Below are 17,546 nucleotides of genomic sequence, written 5' to 3' on the forward strand. Positions count from 1 at the left end.
TGATGCTGTCGCGGACTAACCCTAGTAGGTGGCGCATCATCCGATTAGGCTTAGCTCCATCAGCACACGACAAGCGGACAGTCAGGACCGTCCAACGGCCGGGACCTAGCAGAGAGGGCCTGCGCAGCTCTACGAACGTCCGTTTTAGCAGGACCGGACTTTGCATATCCAAGACGCGAACAACGACTTACCGTGTTTCGCCGCCAGCTCGCCATCATTCGCTCCGCTTCAACACGGAATCCTATCGGTCGGCGATTAACTCGTTTGGGAATCCTGAATGTCAATCCGGCCTAGTCGTCTTCATTCCCGTCCCACTCCTCAGGTCGGGATTGGCTTAGCACCCTGTCCAAAAATCCGGCACTACCGCATGGCAAACGAAAAAGGGGAGTGCGCCTAGCACTCTCTCCCTCAACAGAAGCCATTATCGAATAATGGCTGGCCTTTGGGGCCCAACCTTCAACGCGTGCCGCCGAACTTCACGCCGATTTCCAGACCATGATAGCGCGGCTCGCCGTAGATCGAGTAGCGGAACAGGCTGCCGACCGTCTGTGCCCCCGTGCGATAGCCCTGGTTACCCAGGTTCCGTCCGATGATGCGAACCTGATAGCGCTCGTCGGCATTAGTGAAGCCGATCGATCCGTTGATCAGCGTGTGCGCATCGAGATAGGCGTCGTTGGTGCGCACACGGACATCGAGCGTGAACAGGTTGCGGCTTTCATGCGCAGAGGCGTCGAAGACGAACTTGCCGAGGCCGCCGCCTGGCTGCTCTCCGATGCGGCGTCGTTCGTGGCGGGCGCGTCCATCGCGGTTGACGGCGGCTATTCCGCGATGTGATGTCGCGATGGGCGGGATGCAGGCTGCCGGCCTCCTCTCGCCCATCAGCCGATCTGCCGTTCGCGTTCGGTCCAGAAGGCGGCACGCAGTTCACGCTTGAGGATCTTGCCGCTGGCGTTGCGCGGCAGCGCATCGACGAAGCTGTAGCGGCGCGGTAGCTTGAATCCGTCCAGGCGCGGCCCACAAATATAAGACCGCACCGTCCACCGATAAGCTGGCCCTCCCTTTGGAGGTACAAAAGATGCGCCCGGTCAAGTTGACGGGCACGTCCGGTCATTGCGCCGTCGCCGCGCGCTTGTCCTGATAATCACGTCGCCCCGCGCTTCTGTTTGGAACGGCGCCCAGCGCCTGCCTCCGCTCGGGAGCGGTACGGCCGCGTGACGACCGGCACCATCGCCCTACGGACGCGTTGTTCACGGGCAATCGATGTCGAGGAGAAGCCTTGTGGGACAGATAGACGCAGGCGGCGCCCTGTGGAGCGTGATCACCATAGCCGGGCCGGTCGTTCTCGCGCTGGCGATTCTGTTTGCGATGGTCCGCAACCGCCGGTCGCGTGCGGAGAAGCAGCGCAGCGAGCAGGCGGTGCGCGACCAGCATGACGCGGAGCGCCGCAGCGAAGGTTTGCCGCCGAAGACGACGCCCGTTTCGGCCGGGAAGAACTGACGCGGTCGACGGGATGGGCGACCGCGCCTTGCTGCGGAACCGTCCATGCCCGCCGGGGGTTTTTCTCGCCCGATCCACAGGAGAGACGCGATGCCCGCAAAGTCCGGAGCACAACAGAAAGCCGCCGGCGCCGCCCTGTCGGCGAAGCGCGGCGACACGCCCAAGAGCGAGCTCAAGGGCGCGTCGAGGTCGATGGAAAAGTCGATGAGCGAAACCGAGCTCGAGAAGATGGCCTCGACCAAGCGCAAGGGAAAGCCCGAGCACAAGAGCAAGGATTGACCGCCGGCTTCGCGCCCCGGCGCTTCAGGCCGGAGCGCGATCTCGCAGGTCGCGGACGCGGGCGATCTTGCCGGCCGAGCGCGGCAGCGAACCGCATTCGACGATCCGCGTGCGGGCGCTGATGCCGATCACCTCCTTGACGTAGCCGGCCAGGCGGGCGCCCTCGGCGCTGCCCCGCGCTTCGTCGCACTCGAGGCGGCGTTCGACGATGATCAGCACCTCGTCCATGCGGCCCGGGCGCGTGATCTCGACCTCGAAATGCGGGGCGAGACCCTCGCATTTGAGCACCTGTTCCTCGATCTGGGTCGGGAAGACGTTGACGCCGCGGATGATCAGCATGTCGTCGCTGCGGCCGGTGATCTTCGCCATGCGGCGCATCGGCACCTCGATGCCCGGCAGCAGCCGGGTGAGATCGCGGGTGCGGTAGCGGATGATCGGCAGCGCCTGCTTGGTGAGCGAGGTGAAGACCAGCTCGCCCTCCTCGCCGTCGGGCAGCACCTCCCCCGTCGCGGGATCGATCACCTCCGGGTAGAAATGATCCTCCCAGATCGTCGGGCCGGCTTGCGACGCGACGAACTCCTGCGCGACGCCGGGCCCCATCACCTCGGACAGGCCGTAGATGTCGGTCGCCTTGATGTCGAAGGCCTCCTCGACCTCGCGGCGCATCGCCTCGGTCCAGGGCTCGGCACCGAAGATGCCGTATTTGAGCGAGCTCGCGCGCGGATCGATCCCCTGGCGGCGGAACTCGTCGAGGATCGCGAGCATGTAGCTCGGCGTGACCATGATGATGTCGGGCTTGAAGTCGCAGATCAGCTGGACCTGTTTCTCGGTCTGGCCGCCCGACATGGGGATGACGGTGCAGCCCAGCGCCTCGGCGCCGTAATGCGCCCCCAGCCCGCCCGTGAACAGGCCATAGCCGTAGGAGATCTGCGCCTTCATCCCGGCCCGTCCGCCGGCCGCGTGGATCGATCGTGCGACCAGGCTCGCCCAGGTCTCGATGTCGCGCTTGGTGTAGCCGACGACGGTCGGCTTGCCGGTGGTGCCCGACGAGGCGTGGATGCGCGACACCTGCTCCTGCGGCACCGCGAACATCCCGAACGGATAGGTCGCGCGCAGGTCGCCCTTGGTGGTGAACGGGAAGCGCGCGAGATCCTCGAGCGAGCGCAGGTCGTCGGGGGTCACCCCCGCCGCGTCGAACGCCTTCGCATAATGCGGCGAATGCGCATAGGCGTGCGCCAGCGTGGATTTCAGCCGCTCGAGCTGGATCGCCCGCAGGTCCGCCAGATTCGCGGGGCCATAGTCGACCTCAGCCATGATCCTCTCTCCATTCCTGCGCACCGAGGGTGCGACCGGCCATCAGGCTCGACGGCGCGGCTCTTTATCTGGACCGGGCCGGCGCTGCCGACAATAAGACGAACCGGAAGCCTGTGCACATGAATGACGGGAATCGCCCATGTGCCCACCGCTCCGATCGAGCGGTGATATAATTAAACGTCTGGTCGATCAATATATGAAACGCCCAATTTCCGGGACTCGAATCGGGTTTCGCGCGACTCGACCGCCGAATGAAAGCGCGGAGCGGGGAATGAGAGGACGCCGGCGCCGGCCGCCATGCGGCGGTCCGGCGAACTGGGGGTCTAATCGGTTGGATTTCAATGGTCGGGGCGACAGGATTCGAACCTGCGACCCCTTGACCCCCAGTCAAGTGCGCTACCAGGCTGCGCCACGCCCCGACCAAGGCTGCGCGCTTTAGGGAGGTCTTTCGCGCTTGGCAAGCGCGCGGTTGCCCTTGCCATGCGGAACGTGATAGGCGCGCGCCACTTCGGGGCCCCAACGGACCCGCTTTTTCCGGGATACCAGATACGATGTTCGCTTCTCCCGCATACGCACAGGCCGCAGGTGCCGCCGGCTCTTCGTCCGGCAGCACGATCTTCATGCTCGGCCAGTTCGTCCTGATCGGCGTCATCTTCTATTTCCTGCTGATCCGTCCGCAGCAGAAGCGTGCGAAGGAGCATCGCGCCACGATCGACGCGGTCAAGAAGAACGACCTGATCGTCACCGCGGGCGGCATCGTCGCCAAGGTCGTCAAGGTCGACGAGCATGAGGTCGAGGCCGAGATCGCACCGAACGTCAAGGTGAAGATCGTCAAGGGCACGATCGCCGAGGTCCGCACCGCGGGCGCCGGCAAGCCCGCCAACGACTGATCCGACGATGCTCGATTTTCCGCGCTGGAAGATATGGTCGATCTGCCTGTTGCTGGCGGTCGGCGTTCTTTTGTCCTTGCCCAGCTTCATCCCCGAATCGGTCGCCGAGCGCGCCGGGCTGAGCGGCCTGCCGCGCATCAACCTGGGCCTCGACCTGTCGGGCGGCAGCCACCTGATGCTGGAGGCCGACACCGCCGACCTCGCCAAGCAGAACATCGCCAAGATGGAGGAGCAGGTCCGCACCGAGATGCGCCGTGCCGATCCGCCGATCGCGATCGGCGACATCTCGACCACGGGCGGCCGCCTCTCCTTCTTCGTCCGCGACGCCAGCCAGATCGACGCCGCGGTCGAGCGCATCCGCACGCTCACCCAGCCGTCGGGCATGACCGGGCAGCGTGACTGGGACGTGCAGGTCGTCGATTCGACGCGCATGGTCCTGACCCCGACCCAGCAGGGCCTCAACCAGGCGACCGACGCCGCGATGCAGGTGGCGACCGAGGTCGTTCGCAAGCGCATCGACGAGATGGGCACCCGCGAGCCGACCATCATCCGCCAGGGTGCCGAGCGCATCGTCGTGCAGGTGCCGGGTCTCCAGGATCCGGCGGCGCTCAAGGCGCTGCTCGGCCGCACCGCGAAGCTCGAGTTCAAGCTGGTCGACCTCACCGCCGATCCTGCCGCCGTCGCCCAGGGCCGCGCGCCGGTGGGCAGCGAGATCCTCCCCTATGCCGAACCCGGCCAGCCGCCGATCGCGGTCAAGCGCCGCGCGATGCTGAGCGGCGACGAGCTGATCGACGCCAAGCTCAGCTACAACAGCCAGACCAACGAGCCTGTCGTCTCGATCACCTTCAACAGCGAGGGCGGCCGCAAATTCGCCCGCGTCACGCAGGAGAATGTCGGCAAGCCCTTCGCGATGATCCTCGACGGCAAGGTGCTGTCGGCGCCGAACATCAACGAACCGATCCTGGGCGGCCAGGCGCAGATCTCGGGCCGCTTCACCACCGACAGCGCCAGCCAGCTCGCGATCGCGCTGCGGTCGGGCAAGCTGCCGGTCGCGCTGAAGGTGGTCGAGGAGCGCACTGTCGGCCCCGATCTCGGCGCCGATTCGATCCGGGCCGGCACCCTCGCCAGCGTGATCGCCGTGGTCGGCGTGGTGATCTTCATGCTGGTCAGCTACGGCCGCTTCGGTTTCTACGCGAACCTCGCCGTGATCATAAACGTGTTCGTCATCCTCGGCGTGATGGCGCTGCTCCATGCGACGCTGACGCTGCCCGGCATCGCCGGCTTCGTGCTGACCATCGGCACCGCGGTCGACGCCAACGTGCTGATCAACGAGCGCGTGCGCGAGGAGCTGCGCCGGGGCCGGTCGCCCACCCAGGCGGTCGAGCATGGCTATAAGGAAGCCAGCCGGACGATCTTCGAGGCGAACGTCACCCACGCCATCGCCGGGCTGATCATGTTCCTGCTCGGTTCGGGCCAGGTGAAGGGCTTCGCGGTCGTGCTGCTGATCGGCATCGCCACCTCGGTGTTCACCGCCGTCGTCTTCACCCGCATGCTCGTCGCGCTGTGGCTCCGCCGCAAGCGGCCCACCAGCATCCATATCTGATCGGAAACAGAGCCATGCGTCTGCTGAAACTTGTTCCCGACAACACCAATATCGGCTTCGTCCGGGTCCGGCTGATCGCCTTCATCATCACCGCGCTGCTGACCGTCGCGTCGATCGCCATCGTCGGCGCGCGCGGCCTCAACATGGGCGTCGATTTCGTCGGCGGCCTGATGATCGAGGCGAAGTTCCCGAGCCCGCCGCCGCTCGATGCGGTGCGCAGCAACATCGACGGCCTGAACGTCGGCACCAGCTCGCTCCAGCAGTTCGGCGATCCGCAAACCGTGTCGATCCGCCTGCCGATCCCCGAGAGCAGCGACGAAGGCGCGACCAACGCCGTCGTCAACAAGGTCTCGGCGGCGCTGCGCAAGCAGTTCCCCGGCGTCACCTTCTCCCGCTACGATACGGTCTCGGGCAAGGTCTCGGAGGAGCTGATCCGGAACGGCGTGCTCGCGGTCGTCCTCGCCGTGCTCGGCATCGCGGTCTTCTCCTGGCTGCGCTACGAATGGCAGTTCGGCGTGTCGACCTTCGTGGCGATCGTGCACGACGTGCTGATGACCCTCGGCTTCTTCGCGCTGACCCAGATGGAGTTCGATCTCAACATCGTCGCGGCCGTGCTGACCATCATCGGCTACTCGATCAACGACAAGATGGTGATCGACGACCGTATCCGCGAGAATATGCGCAAATATCGCCAGATGGACATGAAGGCGCTGATCGACCTGTCGGTCAACGAGACGCTGCCGCGCACCGTGATGACCTCGGTGACGATCATCCTCGCGCTCGGCGCGCTGCTGCTGTTCGGTGGCCATGTGCTGCGCGGCTTCGCGGCGGCGATGATGCTCGGCATCATCGTCGGCACCTATTCGTCGGTCTATGTCTCCTCGTCGCTGCTGATCGCCCTCGGCCTCGAACCGCAGCGCTTCGCCGCCAAGCCGAAGGAAACGCGGCCCGACGCCGAGCGGATCGGCCCGCAGCCCTGATCGCGCCCGACGATGGTCAGCTTCGACCGTGAGCTTCCGCCCGGCGGACCCGTCATCCGCGGGTTCGCCGGCACGGCCTTCCGCATCGAGGACCGGATCGTGCCGGGCGGCCTGTGGCTGACCCCGGTCGATGCGCTCGACTGGAACCCGCCGGTGCTCGTCGACGCGCTGACCGCCGCCCACCTGCCCGATCTGCCGAACGTCGCGCCGACACCCGAATTCCTGCTGCTCGGTACCGGCCCGACGATGCGCCGCCCCTCCCCGGCCTTCATGGCCGAGATCGAGGCGCTCGGCTTCGGCGTGGAACCGATGGACAGCCGCGCCGCCGCCCGCGCCTGGAACGTGCTGCGCGGCGAGGACCGCTGGATCGTCGCGGCGCTGATGCCGCTTTAGATTTCCTTGACCACCCCCACCGTCATTCCCGCGAACGCGGGACTCCATGGACGGCGGCACATCCGGTCAAACAGCGTCCCGCAACCATGGATTCCCGCTTTCGCGGGAATGACGAAGAACCAGCCCGCTCAGATGCTCGAACAGGGCCTCGCTGTTCCGCTCCCAGGTGAACCGCGCCGCCGCCGCCGCGACCTCGGCCTGCGGGTGCGGATCGGCGAGCACCGCCCTGATTCCCTCGGCGATCGCCGCAGGCGTCCGGTCGACCAGCCGGCCCGCGGCGGCGCGGTCGACCACCTCGCGCGCGCCGCCGACGTCGGTGATCACGATCGGCGTGCCGCAGGCCAGGGCCTCGACCCAGACATTGGCGAGCCCCTCGGACGAGGACGGCGCGGCCATCGCGTCGGCGGCCGCGAACAGGCCGGGCAGTTGCTCGTGCGGCAGGGCGCCGAGCAGCCACACCCGATCGCCGAGCCCCGCCTGCTCGACCTGCGCGGCGAGCGCCGCCTGCTCTGGTCCGCGCCCCGCGATCAGCAGCTTGACCCCGGGCAGCGCCGCCATCGCCGCGACCAGCAGCGCATGGCCCTTGAGCGGGATCAGGTTGCCGGCACTGACCACGAGCGGCCCGCGCACGCCCAGCGCGGCCTTCGCCGCCCGGCGGTCGCGTGGACGGAAGGCCGCCTGGTCGACCCCGGTATGATGGACGCGGATGCGCTCGCCCGGAAGGCCCAGCGCGATCATGTCCGCGCGCAGCGCCGCCGATACGGCGAGCATTCCGTCCGCCGCCCGCCCCGCCGCGACGATCTTGCGGCTGCAGGCGGGATTCGCGCCCCACAGGTGGATGTCGCTCCCCCGGGCCTTGATCGACACCGGCACGCCGTGGCGGGCGCCCAGCCGCACCGCCGCCGGGCCGTCGGGATAGAAGAACTCGGCGTCGATCACGTCGAAGGGGAACTCCGCCCGGATCGAATCGAGCAGCGGCGCCACGGTCCGGGCGAGGCTCCACGGATTGATCCGGCCGCCGATCATCGGCAGGGTCGCGAAGGCCGGACGATGGACCTCCAGCCCGTTCCAGATCTCCCGCGCGGGCAGCCCGGCGAGCGCGCGATAGGCCGGGTGGCGCTTCGCCAGGCGGGTCGGCGGGACCGCGAACGGCGCCACCACGCGGACCTCGACATCGGCCCGTGCGGCGAGCGCGCGGGTCTGCCGTTCGACGAAGCCGCCGAAGCCGGGACGGGTGCGATCCGGGTAGAGTGTCGACAGGGTCAGGACGCGCAACATTGCCCTCACATTAACGTGTTGGGCCCGCTGCGCACCCCCTCTCTTCGCGCCCATTGCGGCGGCGACATTTGCCCCGTAAAGAGGCGGGCCTATGCTGCGTAAAGTCTCCCGTCCGATCGCGCTGATGATCGCCGCCGCCACCCTGGTTCCGCTGGCTGGCTGCGCCACCAGCAAGAACAAGGGCGACACCAAATATGTCGCCCGCGACGTGGACACGCTTTACAACGCGGCGCGCGAGCGGCTGGACCGCCACCAGTACAAGCTGGCCGCCGCGCTGTTCGACGAGGTCGAGCGCCAGCACCCTTATTCGGTCTGGGCCCGCCGGGCGCAGCTGATGAGCGCCTTTTCCTATTATCTCGCGCGCCAGTACACCGAATCGATCGCCTCGGCGCAGCGTTTCATCTCGATCCACCCGGGCAACCGCGATGCGCCCTATGCGCTCTACCTGATCGCGATCGATTATTATGAGCAGATCCAGGACGTCACGCGCGACCAGAAGCTGACCCAGCAGGCACTGGCTGCGCTCAACGAACTGATCCGCCGCTATCCGGATTCGCGCTACGCCGCCGATGCCCGCGTGAAGGTCGACCTGGTGAACGACCATCTCGCCGGCAAGGAGATGGAGATCGGCCGCTTCTACCAGCGGCGCGGCGACTGGCTCGCATCGGTCGTCCGCTTCCGGACCGTCATCGACAAGTACGACACCACCAGCCATGCGCCCGAAGCGCTGCTGCGGCTGACCGAGAGCTATCTGGAACTGGGCGTCCCCCTGGAAGCCGAGCGCGCCGCCGCGGTGCTGGGCGCCAATTATCCGGGCAGCAAATGGTATGAGCATGCCTATGCGCTGCTCCGCAAGAAGGGCATCTCCGCCAGCTGAGGCTGGCTGTTTGTTTTGCCTCATGCACCGGCGGTCACATCCGAGACCTTGGCTATCCTCGCATGAGCTCGGACGCGCGTTCGCGCTTGCCGAGCCCTGGCGGACTCCGACGACGAGCTGAGCATCGGGGCGCGACAGCGTCCCGCAAGACCGAACGGCCGCCCGAGCTTATGGGAGGATAGCCTGGCCGGGCGGATGCCCGGCGCCAGGCGCGTGAGCGCCAAACGAACGACGCCCCTCCTCATCAATTCGTTAACCACCTCGACCGTATAGCGAATCCGTCGGGATGGACCCGGCGGCAACGGGTTCGGGACATTCGCTGAGTCGATGACGCGCGCAGCTTCCAGTCTTTCGGGTGACGAGGTCGCCGCGCTGATGGACGAACTCAGCGACATCTCTTTCGACCAGGAGGGTGCCGAGGCGCCCAAGGTGCGCCAGGCGCGCGACGTCGAGCCCTATGCGCTGGGCCAGCGCAAGGACCGCCCGGTCGCCCACCTCGCGCACCTCGAGCGGATGAACGAGCGGATCGCCCGCCGCCTGCGCGACGTGATCGAGCCGATCGCCCAGACCCGCAGCAAGGTCGATCCGATCCCGCTCGAAACCCGCCGTTTCGACGAGTGGCAGCGCAACCAGCCCGATTATATGAGCCTCAGCCTCTTCCGGGTCCGCCCGGTCAAGGGGATGATGATGATCGCGATCGAGCCCGGCTTCATCACCAACATGGTCGACGCCTTCTACGGCGGCACCGGCAACGGGCTGACCACCAAGGGCGGCGAGTTCACCCCGTCCGAGCAGCGGCTGCAACGCCGGCTGGCCGACGCGATCGTCGAGGTGCTGACCAAGAGCTGGGCCGAGACCTTCCCCCTCCAGTTCGAACTCTCGACCCACGAGACCAATGCCACCTTCGCCAACATGGTCCGCGCCGACGAGCCCGTGGTGGTGCAGAGCTTCACGATCAAGCCGGGCATGTCGCGCTCGACCCGAATCGAGATCCTCTACCCGCTCTCGCTGATGCAGCCGATCGAGGACGAGATCGCCGCGCGCACCCACGCGGGCGCCGGCGGCGAGGATCATGAGTGGAAGGGCAAGCTGTTCTCCGCGCTCGACAATGTCGCCCTGCCCGTCCGCTCGGTGCTGGCGCGGCCGGAGATGACGGTGGCGCAGCTGCTGGCGCTCAAGCCCGGCGACGTCATCCCGGTCAATCTCTCCCAGACGGTTCCCCTCCTCGTCGGCAACCGCCGCTTCGCCGAAGGCACGATCGGCGAGCAGGACGGCCGCGCCGCGATGATGATCGAAAGACTCAACAAGGAAGTGCTGAAATGAGCGACATGGCCGACGTTCCCGCTGTCCCCGGCGCCGCCGAGCTCACGGGCCGCGACAATTTCCGCTTGCTGGCGGATATCCCGCTGCGCCTGTCGGTCGAGGTCGGCAGCACGTCGCTTCGCCTCGCCGAACTGATGGAGCTCAACGCGGGCAGCGTGGTCGAACTCGACCGCCAGGCCAACGAGCTGCTCGACATCATGGTCAACGGCACGCTCGTCGCGAAGGGCGAGGTAGTGACAGTGAACGGAAAGTTCGGGATAAGGGTGGTCGACGTTGTCGCCGCCGATGCGCGGCTATCGGGAATCGAACGCCGCCAATGATGCTGGATTACCTGTTGCGACTGCTGTTGCTCGTCCCGCTGGTCGCGGGCCTGGCCTATGGATCGCTCTGGCTGTGGCGCAAGCTCCAGCCCGGCATCGCCATCGGCAACAGGGAAAGGACGCTTCGCGTCGTCGACGCGATCCCCATGGGCGCCACCGGCCGTCTCGCCGTCGTCGAATTCGCCAATCGGCACATCCTCGTCGCCGTGTCGCGCGGCCGGATCGAGAAGATCGCCGAGGCGCCGGCGGACGGCGCCTTCGTCCTGCCGGATGAGGACCTCTGATCTTTTGATTCGCGCATCATGCCGAAGCAGGGGCGTTCATCACCACGCACACCGTCACCCCGGGCTTGACCCGGGGTCCCGCTTCTCAGGACAACCTGTCGTGCGGATATGATGACCCGACCGGCGCTCTCCCCCATTCGACGGAAGGGAAAGGAGCGGGCCCCCGGATCAAGCCCGGGGTGACGGCAGTGGGAGCGTTTCGTCCGCCAATGATGACACGCCCCGCTTAGCATGACGGTTACTGGGTCGATCGTCGGAGCCTGCCAAGGCTCCGCAAGGCCGAACGGCCGCCCGAGCTTATGCGAGGTAGCCAAGCGAGGCGGATGCCTCGCGCCCGGCGCCTGAGGGCGCCCGCACGTTAAGCGCTCTCTTCGAGGCCCTTGCTGTTGCGGTGGAGCGCCGCCAGCACGGTACCGATGATCGACTCGGCGTCGAGCCCCGCATCGGCATATTGCTTCTCGGGCTTGTCATGCTCCTGGAAGCTGTCGGGCAGGCGCATCGTCCTCAGTTTCAGGCCGTTGTCGATCAGGCCCAGGTCCGACGCGAGCGTCAGGACATGCGCGCCGAGGCCGCCGATCGCGCCTTCCTCGATCGTCACCGCCACCTCATGGCTGGTGAGCAGGGTCTGGATCAGCTTCTCGTCGAGCGGCTTGGCGAAGCGCAGGTCGGCGACCGTCGCCGACAGGCCCAGCGCCTCGAGCTGGTCGGCGGCGCGCAGTGCCTCGCCGAGCCGCGTGCCCAGCGACAGGATCGCCACCGTCTTGCCCTCACGCACGACCCGGCCCTTGCCTATCTCGAGCCGCTCGGGAACGGCGGGCAAGGTCAGGCCGACGCCGTTGCCGCGCGGATAGCGCAGGGCGATGGGCCCGCTGTCGTGCAGGGCGGCGGTATGGACCATGTGGACCAGCTCGACCTCGTCGGCGGCGGCCATCACCACCATGTTCGGCAGGGTCGCCAGATAGGTGACGTCGAAGCTGCCGGCATGGGTCGAGCCGTCGGCTCCGACCAGCCCCGCACGGTCGATCGCGAAGCGCACCGGCAGGTTCTGGATCGCAACGTCGTGGACGACCTGGTCGTAGGCACGCTGCAGGAAGGTCGAATAGATCGCGCAGAAAGGGCGGAAGCCCTGCGCCGCGAGGCCCGCTGCAAAGGTCACGGCATGCTGCTCGGCGATGCCGACGTCGAAGCTGCGCTCCGGGAAGGCCTTGCCGAACTTGTCGAGGCCGGTGCCCGAGGGCATCGCCGCGGTGATCGCGCAGATCCGGTCGTCGCGCTTGGCCTCGGCGACCAGCGCGTCGGCGAAGACGCCGGTATAGCTCGGCGGTCCGGGCGGCGCCTTGGCCTGCACGCCCGAGACGACGTCGAACTTCTGGACGCCATGATATTTGTCGGCCGCCGCCTCGGCCGGGCCGTAGCCCTTGCCCTTCTTGGTGACGACATGGACCAGGATCGGACCATGGTCGCCGTCGCGGACATTCTCGAGGATCGGCAGCAGATGATCGAGATTATGGCCGTCGACCGGCCCGACATAATAGAAGCCTAGTTCCTCGAACAGCGTGCCGCCGGTCGCCATGCCGCGGGCATATTCCTCGGATCGCTTGGCGAAATCGTGGATCGGGCGGGGCAGCTTCTGCGCCACGCGCTTGGCGAAGCCGCGCATCGACAGGAAGGGCCGCGAGGAGACGATCTTGGCGAGATAGGCCGACAGCGCGCCGACCGGCGGCGCGATCGACATGTCGTTGTCGTTGAGGACGACGATCAGCCGGTTGCCCGCCTGCTTGGCGTTGTTCATCGCCTCATAGGCCATGCCCGCCGACATCGCGCCGTCGCCGATCACCGCGATCGCGCGACCGTCCTTCTTGGCGAGCTTGTTGGCCACCGCGAAGCCGAGCGCCGCCGAGATCGAGGTCGAGCTGTGCGCCGCGCCGAACGGATCATATTCGCTCTCGCTGCGCTTGGTGAAGCCCGAAAGCCCCCCGCCCTGCCGCAGGGTGCGGATGCGATCGCGCCGGCCGGTCAGGATCTTGTGGGGATAGGCCTGGTGGCCGACGTCCCAGATCAGGACGTCGCGCGGCGTATCGAACACATAATGGAGCGCCACGGTCAGCTCGACGACGCCGAGCCCCGCGCCGAGATGGCCACCGGTCACCGACACCGCCGAAACCATCTCCTCGCGCAACTCGTCGGCAAGCTGGCGGAGATCCGCATGTTTGAGCCGGCGAAGGTCTTCGGGCGTGTCGACGGTATCGAGAAGCGGCGTGACGGGACGGTCGGTCATCCTGCCGGCCTTAAACCGATTGAGGCCCCGTCGCCACCCCCGATGCGTCAGGCCGCATCCCCCTCCGAACATATCGCGCAGCAGCCGCGCACCTCGATGACCGGGCGGAGATTGGTGAAACCGGCCTTTTCCGCCGCGCGGCGGACCGATCCGGTCAGGTCGTCATTGTCGACATGACTGGCCTGGCCGCAGCTGTCGCAGACCAGGAAGATGCAGTCATGCTCGCACTCCGGGTGGGCGTTGACGATATAGGCGTTGGCGCTTTCCACCCGGCGCGCCAGGTTGGCCGCCACGAACACGTCGAGGATACGGTAGACGCTGTTGGCGGCGACCCGCCGGCCGGTCGAAGCGGATACGGTCTCGGCAAGGTCATAGGCCGAGGCGGGCTTGGCCGCGGCGCTCAGCGCAGAGAAGATCTCGGCGCGCATGGGGGTCCATTGCTCGCCCGCCCGCTCGAACGCGCGCTGCGCGGCGTCGGCCAGCGACTGGCCTTTGTGGAGCTGGTGATCATGAACGGTTGCCATGGTGACAATCTAGCACCGGCCAGGGGGCATTCAAGGCTTACCAGGCGTGCGCGCGCCGGTTCAGGAAGTGGGCGCCCGCGACGGCGGCGACGCCCGCCATCGTGAAAACCGCCTCGACGGGGCCGTGCGGGACGCTCAGCGCCGCCGCCATCAGCGAGATTCCCAGCGTTCCGAGCATCACGGGCACGGGGCGGCGATGCTGGAGAAACCCCCTGCCGAGTCCGACCACCGCGAGCAGGATCGCCAGTCCGAGGCCGACTTCGTGGATCGCCGGATGCAGCAATGCGCCGCCCGCCGTCGCCAGCACCGCGACCAGCAGCACGCTCGCCGCGCAGTGCACGAAGCACAGCGCCGACAGGCCGATGGCCAGCCGGTCGAACAGGTCGCGGGCGGAGTTGGGGCGTGTCACGACATCTTCCTCTCGGGCCGCAAATGGCATGCCGAGGCCGAAGATACAATATATCATTTCGATTTTCGCGGAGATTTTCTCTCGGTCGCCGCGCGTCCCCGACCCGCCGCCGGCCGCGCATGGGGCAAGCGGCGGGAATCCGCGGGACCGCGCCGTCAGGCGGCGAAGCCCTCCGCATCGACCGCATAGAGGATATCGGCCGGCGCCGTCGCGGCGGCCTTCAGGCCCAGCGCCTCGGGGACGATCTGCTCGACATAGAAGCGCGCGGCGACCCGCTTCATCGCGAGGAAGGCGCTGTCGCCCCCAGTGGCGATGGCGGCGGCGATGCGCCCCTGCCGTTCCATCAGCCAGCCGGCGACCGCGGTGGAGAGCATCGTCAGCAACGGATAGCTGGCCGCCAGCCGGTCGTCTATGGCGGCACCCGACAGCTTCGCGGCGACCTCCTCGCACGCGTCGATCAGCGCGCGCAGCCCCGCGTCCTCGGCCTCGGCGCGCATGTCGGCGATCAGGCGCGCGAGCGTCTCGCCGCCCTCGAGGCCCAGCTTGCGGCCGACCAGGTCGGCGGCCTGGATGCCGTTCGTACCCTCATAGATGGCGGCAATGCGGACATCGCGGAAATATTGGGCTGCGCCGGTCTCCTCGATATAGCCCATGCCGCCATGGACCTGGATGCCGATATCGGCGACCTCGCAGCCGACATCGGTGCCATAGGCCTTGGCGAGCGGGGTGAGCAGTTCCAGCCGGGCGTGCGCCGCCTTGTCGCCCAGCGTCGCGCGGTCGACCATCCCGGCGGCATAATAGAGCAGCGCGCGCGCCGCCTGGGTCATCGCCTTCATCCGCAGCAGCATGCGGCGCACGTCGGGATGCTCGATGATCGCGACCGGCGCGGCGCTGCCCGATCCGGCGCGTGCCGACTGGATGCGGTCGCGCGCATAGGCGACCGCCTTCTGGGTCGCGCCCTCGGCCGCCTGGACGCCCTGCAGCCCGACATTGAGCCGGGCATTGTTCATCATCGTGAACATCGCGCGCATCCCGCCGAACTCGGGACCGATCAGTTCGCCGATACAGTCGCCATTGTCGCCGAACGACAGGACGCAGGTCGGCGATCCGTGCAGGCCCATCTTGTGCTCGATCGACACGGTGCGGATGTCGTTCTCCGCGCCCGGCGATCCGTCGGCATTCAATCGATATTTGGGGACGAGGAACAGCGAGATGCCCCTGGTCCCGGCGGGGCCGTCGGGGGTACGCGCCAGCACCAGGTGGACGATGTTGTCGGCGAGGTCATGGTCGCCGAACGAGATGAAGATCTTGGTGCCGCTGATCGACCAGCTCCCGTCGGGACGCGGGGTGGCCCTGGCGCGCAGGGCGCCGACGTCCGATCCGGCCTGCGGCTCGGTCAGGTTCATCGTCCCGGTCCATTCGCCGGTGACGAGCTTGGGCAGATAGAGCGCCTGCTGCGCCTGCGATCCGTGATGGACGAGCGCCTCGATCGCGCCGACCGTCAGCACCGGACAGAGGGTGAAGGCCATGTTGCCCCCCCCCAGCGTCTCCAGCACCACCGACGCCAGCGCATAGGGCAGGCCCTGCCCGCCGAACGCCTCGGGTGCGCTGATCGTGCCCCAGCCCCCTTCGACAAAGGCCTTGTAGGCGGCCGGGAAACCTTCGGGCATGACGACGCCCTCGGGCGTCCACTTCGCCCCGACCTGGTCGCTGGCGCGCGCGAGCGGCGCCCATTCGCCCTCGGCGAAGCTCCCCACGCCTTCGATCACCGCATCGACCAGATCCGGCGTCGCCGCCGCGAAGCGATCGCTCGCCGCCAGCTCGGGCAGACCCGTGACATGCTCGAGCACGAAGCGCTGTTCATCGAGAGGGGGCGCGAACATCGATCAGAGCCTTTCCATCCTGCATCCGCGCCCGCATCGTCGCGTGGCCGGCAGGATCGCCCTAGCCCCGCTACGATGCGAGTCAATATTTTTGATCGATCATACCAGTTTCAGCGCGGCCAGGTCGGCAGGTTCGTTGACGTTGGCGAGCTCGGGACAATCGATCGCCTCGGCCCCCGCCTCCGCCGCCCAGGCCCGCACCGCATGCTTGCGATCCGCGGCCAGGAAGGCATCGAGCCGGTCGGCCAGCGCGACGGGCCAGAAGCCGATCACCGGCAGGTTCGCCACATAGGCCGGTCGCGGCGAGGATCGCAGCCTTTCGAGCAGGCTTTCCGGCAGCACCGGCGTGTCGCATCCCACCGTCAGCACGGCATCGAAGCCGTGCGCCCGCGCATGGTGCAGGGCCCCGGCAAGCCCGCCGAGGGGACCCATGTTCGGCGCGGGCCGGTCGGCGACCACGGCCAGCCGGCCATGGGCCCGCCCGCAGACGACGAGGTCGGCGACGTGCGGGCGCAGCGCATCGGCGGCGTGGTCGATCAGCGCCTTGCCCCGCCACAGCGCCAGCGCCTTGTCCGATCCGAAGCGGCTCGACCGGCCGCCCGCGATCAGCGCGCCGAGCAGCCGGGTCACGGCGCCACCAGCATCGCGTCGGGCCGCGCGAGCACGATCAGGCGCAACCCCGCCCCACGCGCCCGGTCGATCGCGAGGCCGGTCGGCGCGGAGACGGTGACGAGCGTCGGACAGCCCGCCAGCGCCGCCTTCTCGACCAGTTCGTAGGAACAGCGCGAGGTGAGCAGCGCGAATCCCCCGTCCCAGTCGAGCCCCTGCCGCAGCATCGCGCCGATCAGCTTGTCGAAGCCGTTGTGGCGGCCGACATCCTCCCGCGCCAGCCGGATCGATCCGTCGCGCCCGCACAGCGCGGCGGCGTGGACCCCGCCGGTCGCGGCGTTGAGCGGCTGGTGCGCCGACAGTCCGGCCAGCGCGGCGAAGATCGCGGAGTCCGGCGGCGGCGGGCCGGCCTCGACCTCCGGCAGCGGGCGCAGCGCCTGTTCGAGATTCTCGATCCCGCACAGGCCGCAGGAGGATTCGGACACGCGGTGGCGCACCCGGTCGGCGACGAGCGCCAGCCGATCCTCAGACAGGGTGATCCGCACCAGCATGCCGCGCTCGGTCCGGTGGGTGTCGACGTCGACGATCTGCCCGGCCCGCTCGATCAGGCGCTCGGCGCGGCTGAAGCCGAAGGCGAGGTCCTCGAGGTCCGTCGCGCTCGCCATCAGCACTGCATAGCCGAGGCCGTTATATTCGATCGCGACCGGCGTCTCGTCGGCTACGGGGCGTTCGATCGGCTCGACGATCCCGGTCGATGCGACCCGCCGGAAGCGAAGCCATCGGACAGGCGGCCCGTCGGCCATGC

At 67.8% G+C, this 17,546-nt stretch carries 21 protein-coding genes and 1 tRNA gene; 11 read left to right on the forward strand and 11 right to left on the reverse strand.

Annotated features, from left to right (window positions below):
* Nucleotides 1-456: 456 nt before the first annotated feature.
* A complete protein-coding gene (locus tag ASE22_RS27720) occupies nucleotides 457-684 on the reverse strand; it encodes a hypothetical protein (protein ID WP_235536299.1) in 228 nt (75 codons plus the stop codon).
* Between the two features lie 33 nt (nucleotides 685-717).
* Here ASE22_RS27720 and ASE22_RS27725 point away from each other — a divergent pair, with 33 nt between their 5' ends.
* A complete protein-coding gene (locus ASE22_RS27725) occupies nucleotides 718-834 on the forward strand; it encodes an SDR family oxidoreductase (protein ID WP_414886409.1) in 117 nt (38 codons plus the stop codon).
* Nucleotides 835-878: 44 nt separating this feature from the next.
* Here ASE22_RS27725 and ASE22_RS26925 read toward each other — a convergent pair whose 3' ends face one another.
* Entirely contained in the window at nucleotides 879-1,034 is a 156-nt protein-coding gene (locus ASE22_RS26925; RefSeq protein WP_156397153.1) for a hypothetical protein, read from the reverse strand.
* 244 nt (nucleotides 1,035-1,278) lie between these two features.
* On the opposite strand from ASE22_RS26925, the gene ASE22_RS19520 reads away from it, so the two are divergent.
* Nucleotides 1,279-1,497 (forward strand): hypothetical protein, encoded by a 219-nt coding sequence (locus tag ASE22_RS19520; RefSeq protein ID WP_056363620.1) that lies wholly within the window; start codon nucleotides 1,279-1,281, stop codon nucleotides 1,495-1,497.
* 90 nt (nucleotides 1,498-1,587) lie between these two features.
* Nucleotides 1,588-1,776: a DUF3008 family protein gene (locus ASE22_RS19525; protein WP_056363622.1), complete on the forward strand. Its 189-nt coding sequence runs from the start codon at nucleotides 1,588-1,590 to the stop codon at nucleotides 1,774-1,776.
* A gap of 24 nt (nucleotides 1,777-1,800) precedes the next feature.
* Here the strand turns inward: ASE22_RS19525 and paaK are convergent, their stop codons facing one another.
* Together paaK and ASE22_RS19535 are read right to left on the reverse strand one after the other, a co-directional pair.
* A complete protein-coding gene (gene paaK, locus ASE22_RS19530) occupies nucleotides 1,801-3,090 on the reverse strand; it encodes a phenylacetate--CoA ligase PaaK (protein WP_056363624.1) in 1,290 nt (429 codons plus the stop codon).
* 342 nt (nucleotides 3,091-3,432) lie between these two features.
* Nucleotides 3,433-3,509: transfer RNA gene (locus ASE22_RS19535), tRNA-Pro, on the reverse strand.
* Between the two features lie 132 nt (nucleotides 3,510-3,641).
* On the opposite strand from ASE22_RS19535, the gene yajC reads away from it, so the two are divergent.
* From yajC to ASE22_RS19555, 4 genes are read left to right on the forward strand one after another with little or no spacing between them, the layout of a single operon-like run.
* Nucleotides 3,642-3,980, forward strand: coding sequence for a preprotein translocase subunit YajC (gene yajC / locus ASE22_RS19540; RefSeq protein WP_056363626.1), 339 nt, complete (start codon nucleotides 3,642-3,644; stop codon nucleotides 3,978-3,980).
* Between the two features lie 7 nt (nucleotides 3,981-3,987).
* Nucleotides 3,988-5,583 carry a protein translocase subunit SecD gene (secD, locus tag ASE22_RS19545; RefSeq protein WP_056363628.1) on the forward strand — a complete coding sequence of 532 codons (1,596 nt, stop codon included), beginning with the start codon at nucleotides 3,988-3,990 and terminating at the stop codon, nucleotides 5,581-5,583.
* Between the two features lie 14 nt (nucleotides 5,584-5,597).
* A complete protein-coding gene (gene secF / locus ASE22_RS19550) occupies nucleotides 5,598-6,563 on the forward strand; it encodes a protein translocase subunit SecF (RefSeq protein WP_056363629.1) in 966 nt (321 codons plus the stop codon).
* Between the two features lie 12 nt (nucleotides 6,564-6,575).
* The gene (locus ASE22_RS19555; protein WP_056363631.1) at nucleotides 6,576-6,956 is read left to right on the forward strand and encodes an MTH938/NDUFAF3 family protein; all 381 of its coding nucleotides are present in this window, start codon (nucleotides 6,576-6,578) and stop codon (nucleotides 6,954-6,956) included.
* Nucleotides 6,957-7,022: 66 nt separating this feature from the next.
* Here ASE22_RS19555 and ASE22_RS19560 read toward each other — a convergent pair whose 3' ends face one another.
* On the reverse strand, nucleotides 7,023-8,234 hold the full coding sequence (locus ASE22_RS19560; RefSeq protein WP_056363633.1) for a glycosyltransferase: 1,212 nt from the start codon (nucleotides 8,232-8,234) through the stop codon (nucleotides 7,023-7,025).
* Nucleotides 8,235-8,325: 91 nt separating this feature from the next.
* Between ASE22_RS19560 and ASE22_RS19565 the strand changes: the two genes are divergently transcribed.
* The 4 genes from ASE22_RS19565 to ASE22_RS19580 all read left to right on the forward strand — a co-directional run bounded on the left by ASE22_RS19565 (nucleotide 8,326) and on the right by ASE22_RS19580 (nucleotide 11,038).
* Nucleotides 8,326-9,111, forward strand: coding sequence for an outer membrane protein assembly factor BamD (locus tag ASE22_RS19565; RefSeq protein WP_056363635.1), 786 nt, complete (start codon nucleotides 8,326-8,328; stop codon nucleotides 9,109-9,111).
* A 327-nt stretch (nucleotides 9,112-9,438) separates the two neighbouring features.
* Nucleotides 9,439-10,434: a flagellar motor switch protein FliM gene (locus ASE22_RS19570; protein ID WP_056363637.1), complete on the forward strand. Its 996-nt coding sequence runs from the start codon at nucleotides 9,439-9,441 to the stop codon at nucleotides 10,432-10,434.
* Nucleotides 10,431-10,754, forward strand: coding sequence for a flagellar motor switch protein FliN (gene fliN / locus ASE22_RS19575; protein ID WP_056363639.1), 324 nt, complete (start codon nucleotides 10,431-10,433; stop codon nucleotides 10,752-10,754). The genes ASE22_RS19570 and fliN overlap by 4 nt, the downstream gene beginning before the upstream one ends.
* Nucleotides 10,751-11,038 (forward strand): flagellar biosynthetic protein FliO, encoded by a 288-nt coding sequence (locus ASE22_RS19580; RefSeq protein WP_082545324.1) that lies wholly within the window; start codon nucleotides 10,751-10,753, stop codon nucleotides 11,036-11,038. Before fliN ends, ASE22_RS19580 begins: the two co-directional genes overlap by 4 nt.
* Before the next feature lie 358 nt (nucleotides 11,039-11,396).
* Here the strand turns inward: ASE22_RS19580 and dxs are convergent, their stop codons facing one another.
* From dxs to fdhD, 6 genes are all read right to left on the reverse strand, one after another.
* Nucleotides 11,397-13,316, reverse strand: a complete 1,920-nt coding sequence (gene dxs / locus ASE22_RS19585; RefSeq protein WP_056363641.1) for a 1-deoxy-D-xylulose-5-phosphate synthase — start codon at nucleotides 13,314-13,316, stop codon at nucleotides 11,397-11,399.
* 47 nt (nucleotides 13,317-13,363) lie between these two features.
* Nucleotides 13,364-13,840, reverse strand: coding sequence for a Fur family transcriptional regulator (locus ASE22_RS19590; protein ID WP_056363643.1), 477 nt, complete (start codon nucleotides 13,838-13,840; stop codon nucleotides 13,364-13,366).
* Nucleotides 13,841-13,877: 37 nt separating this feature from the next.
* Nucleotides 13,878-14,249 carry a MerC domain-containing protein gene (locus ASE22_RS19595; RefSeq protein WP_414886415.1) on the reverse strand — a complete coding sequence of 124 codons (372 nt, stop codon included), beginning with the start codon at nucleotides 14,247-14,249 and terminating at the stop codon, nucleotides 13,878-13,880.
* 155 nt (nucleotides 14,250-14,404) lie between these two features.
* Complete coding sequence (locus tag ASE22_RS19600; protein ID WP_056363645.1) at nucleotides 14,405-16,132, reverse strand: acyl-CoA dehydrogenase; 1,728 nt, start codon at nucleotides 16,130-16,132, stop codon at nucleotides 14,405-14,407.
* A 99-nt stretch (nucleotides 16,133-16,231) separates the two neighbouring features.
* Nucleotides 16,232-16,762: a molybdenum cofactor guanylyltransferase gene (gene mobA / locus ASE22_RS19605; protein ID WP_056363647.1), complete on the reverse strand. Its 531-nt coding sequence runs from the start codon at nucleotides 16,760-16,762 to the stop codon at nucleotides 16,232-16,234.
* Nucleotides 16,759-17,544, reverse strand: coding sequence for a formate dehydrogenase accessory sulfurtransferase FdhD (gene fdhD, locus ASE22_RS19610; RefSeq protein ID WP_056363649.1), 786 nt, complete (start codon nucleotides 17,542-17,544; stop codon nucleotides 16,759-16,761). The genes mobA and fdhD overlap by 4 nt, the downstream gene beginning before the upstream one ends.
* Nucleotides 17,545-17,546 lie beyond the last annotated feature (2 nt).

It is taken from the genome of Sphingomonas sp. Root720 (genome assembly GCF_001428605.1).
In the GTDB taxonomy this organism is placed as follows: domain Bacteria; phylum Pseudomonadota; class Alphaproteobacteria; order Sphingomonadales; family Sphingomonadaceae; genus Rhizorhabdus.